Annotated in this window: 10 protein-coding genes; 8 read left to right on the forward strand and 2 right to left on the reverse strand. The window is 61.4% G+C overall.

Annotation, left to right across the window (positions count from 1 at the left end):
* From PMI29_RS31445 to PMI29_RS06170, 5 genes are all read left to right on the forward strand, one after another.
* Positions 1 to 134, forward strand: a 134-nt coding sequence (locus PMI29_RS31445) for an acyl-CoA dehydrogenase family protein (protein ID WP_008002096.1), incomplete at its 5' end; no start/stop codon positions are given.
* A gap of 10 nt (positions 135 to 144) precedes the next feature.
* On the forward strand, positions 145 to 1,200 hold the full coding sequence (locus PMI29_RS06185; RefSeq protein ID WP_008002097.1) for an acyl-CoA dehydrogenase family protein: 1,056 nt from the start codon (positions 145 to 147) through the stop codon (positions 1,198 to 1,200).
* 182 nt (positions 1,201 to 1,382) lie between these two features.
* Positions 1,383 to 2,531, forward strand: a complete 1,149-nt coding sequence (locus PMI29_RS06180; protein ID WP_008002099.1) for an acetyl-CoA C-acetyltransferase — start codon at positions 1,383 to 1,385, stop codon at positions 2,529 to 2,531.
* Positions 2,532 to 2,707: 176 nt separating this feature from the next.
* Positions 2,708 to 3,583 (forward strand): SDR family oxidoreductase, encoded by an 876-nt coding sequence (locus PMI29_RS06175; protein WP_008002101.1) that lies wholly within the window; start codon positions 2,708 to 2,710, stop codon positions 3,581 to 3,583.
* Positions 3,584 to 3,785: 202 nt separating this feature from the next.
* Positions 3,786 to 4,295 (forward strand): DUF1993 domain-containing protein, encoded by a 510-nt coding sequence (locus PMI29_RS06170; RefSeq protein ID WP_008002103.1) that lies wholly within the window; start codon positions 3,786 to 3,788, stop codon positions 4,293 to 4,295.
* Between the two features lie 189 nt (positions 4,296 to 4,484).
* On the opposite strand, the gene sstT is transcribed toward PMI29_RS06170, so the two are convergent.
* Positions 4,485 to 5,717, reverse strand: a complete 1,233-nt coding sequence (gene sstT, locus PMI29_RS06165) for a serine/threonine transporter SstT (protein ID WP_008002104.1) — start codon at positions 5,715 to 5,717, stop codon at positions 4,485 to 4,487.
* A 338-nt stretch (positions 5,718 to 6,055) separates the two neighbouring features.
* Here sstT and PMI29_RS06160 point away from each other — a divergent pair, with 338 nt between their 5' ends.
* Positions 6,056 to 7,213 carry an MFS transporter gene (locus PMI29_RS06160; RefSeq protein ID WP_008002106.1) on the forward strand — a complete coding sequence of 386 codons (1,158 nt, stop codon included), beginning with the start codon at positions 6,056 to 6,058 and terminating at the stop codon, positions 7,211 to 7,213.
* A 5-nt stretch (positions 7,214 to 7,218) separates the two neighbouring features.
* Here the strand turns inward: PMI29_RS06160 and nhaR are convergent, their stop codons facing one another.
* Positions 7,219 to 8,118: a transcriptional activator NhaR gene (gene nhaR, locus PMI29_RS06155; protein WP_008002109.1), complete on the reverse strand. Its 900-nt coding sequence runs from the start codon at positions 8,116 to 8,118 to the stop codon at positions 7,219 to 7,221.
* 135 nt (positions 8,119 to 8,253) lie between these two features.
* On the opposite strand from nhaR, the gene PMI29_RS06150 reads away from it, so the two are divergent.
* Together PMI29_RS06150 and PMI29_RS06145 are read left to right on the forward strand one after the other, a co-directional pair.
* Positions 8,254 to 8,496 (forward strand): hypothetical protein, encoded by a 243-nt coding sequence (locus tag PMI29_RS06150; RefSeq protein WP_008002110.1) that lies wholly within the window; start codon positions 8,254 to 8,256, stop codon positions 8,494 to 8,496.
* A 29-nt stretch (positions 8,497 to 8,525) separates the two neighbouring features.
* Positions 8,526 to 9,275 (forward strand): TerC family protein, encoded by a 750-nt coding sequence (locus tag PMI29_RS06145; protein WP_008002112.1) that lies wholly within the window; start codon positions 8,526 to 8,528, stop codon positions 9,273 to 9,275.
* Positions 9,276 to 9,476 lie beyond the last annotated feature (201 nt).

Consider the following 9,476-nt stretch of genomic DNA (forward strand, 5'->3'; position numbering starts at 1 on the left):
CCCCGGCCGCCGGTGACGTCGGCCATTGGCTGGAAGGTTTCCTGTTTGCCCAGGCCGGGCCGATCTACGCCGGCACCAACGAGATCCAGCGCAACATCATTGCCGAACGCATGCTCGGCATGCCGCGTGCCTGAGGAATAGACCATGGACTTTAGTTTCAGCCGCGACCAACTGCTGTTTCAGGACAACGTCCGCAGCTTCCTGATCAACGAAGTCACCCCGGAACGCATTCGCGAACTGTGGCAGAGCGACAGCGGGCGCAGTGAGCGACTCTGGGCCCAACTGGTGGAACTGGGCCTGACCGCCCTGACCGTGCCCGAGGCGCAGGACGGCATGGGCATGAATGAGCTGGATTTTGTGCTGATTGCCCAGGAATGCGGTTACGCCGGTCTGCCTGAGCCGTTGGTGGACACCATGCTGGTCGGCGTGCCGTTGCTCGCCGCCCTTGATGAGCAACACGCTTCACTAAAGCAGACTTGGTTGTCACGGGTCGCTGAGGGGCGCGCGCGTCTCGCCGTTTCCGAACCGGGCAATCCGCTGGTCAGCGATGCCCATGTTGCCGATCTGCTGTTGCTGGCCAATGGCGACGAGGTGCATGCGCTGGAGCGCGACGCCGTGCGCCTGATCCGCAACGAGTCGGTCGACCCGAGCCGTCAACTGTTCCAGGTCGAATGGACGCCGACTCCCGCTACTTGCGTGGCCAGCGGCGAACAGGGACGGCGCTTGTGGGCAGCCGCCTTCAACCGTGGCGCCCTCGCCAGTGCCGCGCAATTGCTCGGGCTGGCCAAACGCATGGTCGACCTGGCGGTGGACTACACCTTCGAGCGCAAGCAGTTCGGCAAACCAGTGGGCTCGTTCCAGGCGGTCAAGCACTTGATGGCCAACGTCGCGGTGCAGATCGAGTTCGCCAAAGGTCCGCTATACCGTGCAGCCTATGCGCTGGCCGAGCAGCAACCGGGGCAGGACGTGCTGGTGTCCCACGCCAAACTGGCAACCGCGGAAGCGGCCCTGCTCGCCGCGAAGAACACCATCCAGGCCCACGGCGCCATGGGTTACACCTGGGAGGTCGACTTGCATCTGTTCATGAAACGCGCCTGGGCGCTGGACAAGGTCTGGGGCGATCGCGGCCATCACAAAGGGCGGATTCGTGCGGCCCTGTTTGACGGCACCCCAGAGCTGGGTGCGGGCAATACGTTCTAACCAGTCAGTAAGGGTGACTACATCCCTGTGGGAGCGAGCTTGCTCGCGATGGCGGTGCGTCAGATGGCATCAATGTTGGATGTGTCGGCCTCATCGTCGGAACGCCGCCCGGAGCAAGCTCGCTCCCACAGGTTTTTCGGCGCTCTCAATACCAGACTTCAATTTTTTCACCGAGGTAGACCATGCCTGAAGCCTATATCGTCGACGCCCTGCGTACGCCCACCGGGCGGCGCAAGGGTGGTCTGAGCCAGATCCACGCCGCCGACCTGGGCGCCCACGTATTGCGCGCGCTGGTCGAGCGCAACGCCATTCCCGACGAGGATTACGACGATGTGATCTTCGGCTGTGTCGACACCATCGGCCCGCTGGCCGGTGACATCGCCCGCACCAGTTGGCTGGCGGCCGGCCTGTCGCAATCGGTGCCGGGCACCACCATCGATCGCCAGTGCGGTTCGTCCCAGCAAGCGGTGCACTTCGCCGCTCAGGCGGTGATGAGCGGCACCCAGGACGTGGTCATCGCCGGTGGCGTGCAGACCATGACCCAGATCCCGATCTCTTCGGCGATGATCGCCGCCGAGCCGTTGGGCTTTACCGATCCGTTCAGCGGCTCCGAAGGCTGGGTGCGGCGCTACGGCGCGCAACCACCGACGCAGTTCCGTTCGGCGCAGATGATCGCGGAAAAGTGGGACTTGTCCCGGGAGCAGCTCGAAGCCTATTCGCTTGAGTCCCATCGACGTGCCTTGCAGGCCATCGAGCAAGGCCGTTTCAACCGCGAAATCGTGCCCCTGGCCGGCGTGCTGCATGACGAAACCCCGCGCCACACCAGCCTGGAAAAAATGGCCGAGCTGGAATTCCTGTTCGGCTGCGACCGGGTGACCGCAGCGGTGTCCAGCCAGACCTGCGACGCGGCCAGCGCGATGCTGATCGTCTCGGAAGCAGCGCTCAAGCGTTACGGCCTGACGCCACGGGCACGCATCCATCACCTGAGCGTGCGCGCCGAAGACCCGATCTGGATGCTCACCGCGCCGATCCCGGCCACGGCTTACGCGCTCAAGCGTGCCGGCATGAAGCTCGAAGACATTGACCGGGTGGAGATCAACGAAGCCTTTGCTTCGGTGGCCATGGCCTGGCTCAAAGAGACGGGCTATCCCCACGAACAAACCAACGTCAACGGCGGTGCGATTGCCCTCGGCCATCCACTGGGCGCCACCGGCACCCGCTTGATGTGCAGCCTGCTGCATGAGCTGGAGCGCAGCGGCGGACGCTTTGGCATGCAGACCATGTGCGAAGGCGGTGGTCAGGCCAACGTGACGATCATCGAACGCTTGTAAACCAGGATGTACACCGCTCCTGTAGGAGCGAGCTTGCTCCGGGCGGCGTTCCGACGATGGACTCAAGAACGACGCGGTTATTCAGATACCCCGCGTATTCGTTAACGACCATCGCGAGCAGGCTCGCTCCTACAGGGAATTGTGTCAACCAGTGATGAAATTGAAGGATGAACAACATGAAAATCTGTGAAAACCGCGTCGTGATCATCACTGGTGCCGGCGGTGGTCTGGGGCGGGCCTACGCGATGGCCTTCGCCGCCGAAGGCGCAAAGGTAGTGGTCAACGACATCAACCGCGAAGCGGCACTGGCCGTGGTCGGCGAAATCCTCGGCCAGGGCGGTAGTGCCGTGGCCAACAGTGACGACATTACCCGTTATGACTCGGCGGGGCTGATCGTGCACCAGGCCATCGAAACCTTTGGCGACCTGAACGTGGTGGTCAACAACGCCGGCATCTGCCGCGACCGCATGTTTGCCAGCCTCGGCGAAGCCGACTGGGACGCCGTGGTGGCCGTGCACCTGAAAGGTCACTTCTGCATTGCCAGCCACGCCGTGAAGTACTGGCGTGAGCAGGCCAAGGGCGGCGCCAAGGTCGATGCGCGGATCATCAACACCAGTTCCGGTGCCGGTTTGCAGGGCTCCATTGGCCAGTCCAACTACGCGGCGGCCAAGGGCGGTATTGCTTCGCTGACGCTGGTGCAGGCGGCAGAACTGCGCCGCTACGGGATCACCGCCAACGCCCTGGCGCCGGCCGCGCGTACCGGGATGACCGAGCAAGTGTTCGCCGACACCATGAAAAAGCCTGAAGAGGGTTTCGATTACTTCGCCCCGGAAAACGTCGCGCCGCTGGTGGTGTGGCTCGGCTCCGAGGCTTCCGCCGAGGTGACCGGGCAGATGTTCGAAGTCGAGGGCGGCAAGTTGTCGATCGCCGACGGCTGGCGCCGTGGCCCGGAACTGGATCGCCAGGGCCGCTGGGCGGTCGGTGAGATGGGCGATGCCGTCGCACAGCTTGTGGCTCAGGCCGTTCCGGCAGCCAAAGTGTACGGCAGCTGAAAAAGACCGGTCTCGGATGGGCAGCATGGCTATAATCGGCCCACGATCCAAAGCCGATCACCTGTAGGAGCGAGCTTGCTCGCGATGGACGTTAACGATAACGCGTTCTTTCCGGATTAACGCGTTGCGCTTGAGTCCATCGCGAGCAAGCTCGCTCCTACAGGTGGTCGATGTTTCCCTCCGTCACCACACGAGACCTGCCATGACCATTTCCCTGTATGACGCTTCCGTGCCTGTTTTCCAGCAAATGCTCAACGCCCTGAGCGATGTACTGAAAAAGGCCGAGGCTCACGCCACCGAAAAAAACATCGACCCTAACGCGTTCCTGCAAGCGCGCCTGTTCCCGGACATGTTCCCGCTGGTGCGTCAGGTGCAGATCGCCGTTGATTTCAGCAAGGGCGTTTCCGGGCGTCTGGCCGAAGTCGAATTGCCGAAATACGACGACAGCGAAACCACCTTCGCCGAACTGCAAGCGCTGATCGCCAAGGCTTTGGCCTTCATTGGCAGCATTACGCCTGCGCAGATCAACGGCAAGGAAGGCATCGAGATCGTCACCCGTCCGGGCACGCCTAAAGAAAAACGCTTCAGCGGCCAGTCCTACCTGCTGACCTACGGCCTGCCGCAGTTCTTCTTCCACGTGACCACCACTTACGCACTGCTGCGCCACAACGGCGTGGAAGTGGGCAAGCGCGACTACATGGGCGCGTTCTAAACCGTCCAGGTAAAAAAAAGCCCCCGGAGCCTTTGGCTGCGGGGGCTTTTTCATGTGTACGCATTTTTCAGCTACGCCATCAATCCTTGTGGGAGCGAGCTTGCTCGCGATGGCGGAGTGTCAGTCGACAGCTTTGTTGAATGATAAAACGCTATCGCGAGCAAGCTCGCTCCCACAGGGGCGGCGGTGTTACGCCAATCGTGCAGCTTTCTGCTCTTCACCCAGGCAAGCCGCCGCGGTGAACAGCACATCGGTGGACGAGTTCAGCGCGGTTTCCGCCGAGTCCTGCAATACGCCGATGATGAAACCGACCGCCACCACCTGCATGGCGATCTCGCTCGGGATGCCGAACAGGCTGCACGCCAGTGGAATCAGCAACAGCGAACCACCGGCCACGCCCGAAGCACCGCAGGCACAGATCGCTGCGACGACGCTCAGCAGGATCGCGGTCGGAATGTCCACGGCGATACCCAGGGTGTGCACGGCCGCCAGGGTCAGCACGGTGATGGTGATCGCCGCGCCGGCCATGTTGATGGTGGCGCCCAGCGGGATCGATACCGAGTAGGTGTCTTCGTGCAGGCCCAGACGCTTGCTCAATTCCAGGTTGACCGGAATGTTCGCCGCCGAGCTGCGGGTGAAGAACGCGGTGATGCCGCTCTCGCGCAGGCAGGTCAGCACCAGCGGGTAGGGGTTGCGGCGCAGTTTCCAGAACACGATGAGCGGGTTCATCACCAGCGCCACGAACAGCATGCAGCCGAGCAGCACGGCCAGCAGGTGCGCGTAGCCGATCAAGGCGCCGAAGCCGGAGGTGGCGAGGGTCGAGGCCACAAGGCCGAAGATGCCCAGCGGGGCGAAGCTGATCACCAGACGCACGATCACCGTCACGCCGTTGGACAGGTCGCCCAGCACTTCACGGGTGGTGTCGCCGGCATGGCGGATGGCGATGCCCATGCCGATGGCCCACGCCAGAATGCCGATGAAATTGGCGTTCATCAGGGCGCTGACCGGATTGTCGACCACGCTCAGCAACAGGCTTTGCAGCACTTCGCCAATCCCGCCCGGCGCTGTGACTGCGACGTCCTGGGTCGACAGCACCAGGCTCGACGGGAACATCATGCTGGCAACCACTGCGACTACGGCGGCGGCGAAAGTGCCCAATAGATACAAAAACAGAATCGGTCGGATGTGGGTTTCCTGACCGTGCTTATGGTTGGCGATCGAGGCCATGACCAACACAAACACCAGAATCGGCGCGACGGCTTTCAATGCGCTGACAAACACTTTGCCGATGAACGCCGTGGACTTCGCCACGTCAGGGGCAAACAGGGCCAGGGCAATACCGGCGATCAGGCCGATCACGATCTGCGTGACCAGGCTCAAGCGTTTAAGGCGTTGCAATAGAGAAGGGGATGAAGCAGTCATAAAGCAGCATCTCTGATTTTTATAAGTGCGAGGTTTCACCGCGCTTGCAGCAACAAACAGGGCAGGCCGCAGACGGGAAACCGAGAGGGGAACACAGGTTTTGCCCTTAAATAATCGGCATTAACCACAGGGTGTACGTTTTTCAGGGCGCGGACTTTATCACAGCGCAGGCACGATCCTTCAGACCTGTGACGATCCGCCACTCGGGCAATCAACGAGATCGGCAGGTTCGTGCAACCCTGATTGGAAACACTCTGTTAAGATTCGCCATCCTCATTTTCATGTCTGCCAGTGGGCCTTCGGGCTATCGCTGGTGTCGTCGTTTTCTGGAGTTGTGCATGCGGTTGTTGCCCATTCTTCTGTTGTCTGCCGCCGGTTTCACGGTGCTGACCACGGAATTCATCATTGTCGGCCTGTTGCCGGCCATCGCCCGCGACCTGGACGTCAGCATCCCGCAGGCCGGGTTGCTGGTGACCCTGTTTGCCTTCACCGTGGCCGCGTTCGGGCCGTTCCTCACCGCGTACTTCGCCCGCTTCGAGCGGCGCAAGTTGTTCATTTCGGTGCTGATCCTGTTCGGCCTGGCCAACACGCTCGCGGCACTGGCGCCGAACATCTGGGTGATGGCGTTCGCGCGGCTGATCCCGGCGCTGGGGCTGCCGGTGTTCTGGGCGCTGGCCAGCGAGACAGCGGTGGACATCGTCGGGCCGGATTACGCCGGTCGCGCCATCGCCAAGATCGGCTTCGGCATCGTTTGCGCCACGGTATTTGGCATTCCGGTGGGCACGCTGATTTCCGACGCGTTCGGCTGGCGCAGTGCCTTTGCCATTCTGGCGGTCATCGCCTTTGCCAAGGCGTTGTTGCTGTTTATCTACCTGCCGAAGACCAACCTGCACCAGCATCAGGTGAGTTTCATTTCGCAGTTCAAGATCCTGCGCAGCCCGCTGATGCTGGGGCATGTGTTGCTGTCGGTGGTGGTGTTCAGCGGTATGTTCACCGCCTACACCTATCTGGCAGACATTCTTGAGCGGTTGGCCGGCTTCAACGGCACTGTGGTCGGCTGGTGCCTGATGGGCTTCGGCGCGGTCGGGCTGATCGGCAACTCCCTGGGCGGCCGTGCGGTGGATCGTCATCCGCTGATGGCGTCGATGATGTTCTGTGCATTCATGATTGCCGGCCTGGTGGCGCTGGTGCCGAACATCCATTCGCCGGTCGGTCTGGCGGCGGCGATGGGCATCTGGGGCGTGACCCAGGCCGCGTTGTTCCTGGTCAGCCATGTGCGCCTGATGAAAGCCGCACCCGAGGCGCCGGCGTTCGCCGCGTCGCTGAACATCGCCGGGGCCAACCTCGGTATCGGTCTGGGCGCGATGATCGGTGGCCGGGTGATCGACAGCGTCGGCCTGCAAGGCCTTGGCTTCGCCGCGGCGGCTTTTATCCTCGCCTCGATCCTGCTGGCGATTGCGCTGATGACCTTCCAGCCCCGGGAAGTCTGCGCCTGAAAGCCTTAAAACTCGGTAAACAGCTCGCGTCGGGCACCTTCGGTAATGGCAACGATGCCGGGGTGCTTGACCTTGCGCTCCACTGAGATGGCATAGAACGACTCGCTCACCGCGTCGGTCTGGCCGATCACTTCCACGCCATATTGGCGTTGCACTTCATCGGCAATCACGCTCGGGCCGATGAAGATCCCGCTGCCGGATTGGCCGAAGGCCTGCATCAGGGCGCTGTCGTCGAACTCGCCGACAATTTGCGGCTGGATCTGCTGCTCGGCGAACCAACGCTGCAAACGGCTGCGTACCACGGTTTCCGGGCCGGGAATCAGCAGCGGTGCACCGTGCAGATTGCGCGGAAAGTCGTGACCGTAACGTGCCGCCAGCTCGGGGGTGGCGAAGAAGCTGATCCCGCACTCACCGAGTTTCTGGCTGTAGCCCTTGATGTCCAGGTGCGACGGCATCGGGCTGTCGGAAATCACCAGGTCCAGACGCTGGATCGCCAGGTCGGCCAACAAACGTTCAAGCTTGTCTTCGCGGCACGTGATGCGCAGCGGTTCGTTCAACTCCATGGTCGGTGCGATCAGGCGATAGACAATGGATTTGGGCACTACGTCCGCCACGCCGACGCGAAACAGAATCTGCTGTTCATTGGGTCGTGCCCGCAGCATCAGCTCCAGTTCGCCGCCCATCTGAAACATTTGTTCGGCGTAGGGCAGGGTTTGTCGCCCGGCTTCGGTGAGTTCCAGTTGCCGACCTACCCGGCGAAACAATTCGATGCCGTAGGTTTGTTCGAGCAGGGATATTTGTCCGCTGATGGTCTGGGGTGTCAGGTTCAGCTGCTCGCAGGCGCGCACGATGCTGCCGGTCTTGGCCACCACCCAGAAGTAATGTAACTGCCGATAGTTGAGCATGTTGGTCTACAGTTCGTAAAAACCGAAGTATAACCGCTGAAAATACGAATTTTCCTGAAGTGTTCGTCTCCCTAGAATGCATCGCTATCAACGGGCCATCGTTTAGGTCCCGTTCGTTCTATCGAGGAAAGCATCATGAAGCTGAAAACCACGGCACTGTTGATCACGTCTTTACTGGTACTGGCCGGTTGCGACCAGGCCGAGAAAAGCGCGCAACAGTTGATGGGCAAGGCCGCCGAAAGTGCCAAACAGGCGATTGACGATACCCATAAGGCCGCTGAACAAGCACTCAGCGATGCCACTGGCGGGCTGATCAGCAAAAAAGAATCATCGGAAAAAGACGCGGAAAAATCCGAATCTTCCTCCCAGGAAATCTAAACCGTACTACAACGAGTCAGGACTGACCCATGGACTACCTTTTACAACTTGCCGCCAGCCCCACCGCCTGGGTCGCCCTGGCCACCCTGGTGGTGATGGAAATCGTGCTCGGCATCGATAACCTGATCTTCATCTCGATCCTGACCAACAAACTGCCCGAGCAGCACCGGCAGAAGGCGCGACGCATCGGTATCGGCATGGCGCTGATCCTGCGACTCGGCCTGTTGAGCACCATCGCGTTCATCGTCCAGTTGACCGCGCCGGTGATCGAGATTCTCGGCCACGCGTTCTCCTGGAAAGACATGATCCTGATCGCCGGTGGCCTGTTCCTGTTGTGGAAGGCGACCACCGAGATCCATCACAGCATGGACCCGGACCCGGAAGATCCAACGTCGAAGACTTCGACCGTGACCCTGGGCTTTGCCGCGGCGATCGGTCAGATCCTGATGCTGGACATGGTGTTTTCCATCGACAGCATCATCACCGCTGTCGGCATGACCGAGCACTTGCCGATCATGATCATCGCGGTGGTGGTATCGGTGCTGGTGATGTTGTTTGCGGCTGATCCGCTGGCGAAATTCATCAACGACAACCCGACGGTGGTGATGCTGGCCCTGGGCTTCCTGATCATGATCGGCATGACGCTGATCGCCGAGGGCTTCGGCGCCCACGTGCCGAAAGGCTACGTCTATGCGGCCATGGCATTCTCGGCTTCGATCGAGGTGTTGAACATGATGTCCCGTCGCGCCAGGCAGAAGCGCGTAGCCACTGAGGCTTAACCGACGCTGAAAGAAACGGCCGCCTGAACTCCAAGGAGTGCAGGCGGCCGTTTTTGTTGGTATCGGCTGAAAGTGTTCGTCAGTGAGCGTTGGCGTGTTGGCTCGGCGTCTTGTCCATTGCCGACGCAGGTGCTGGCTGAACAGGGTGATGGTGGCGGCGGGCAATACGCAGCACGCCCCACAGCATGGCGGCGGCTACCG

The organism is Pseudomonas sp. GM49, assembly GCF_000282355.1.
In the GTDB taxonomy this organism is placed as follows: Bacteria; Pseudomonadota; Gammaproteobacteria; order Pseudomonadales; family Pseudomonadaceae; genus Aquipseudomonas.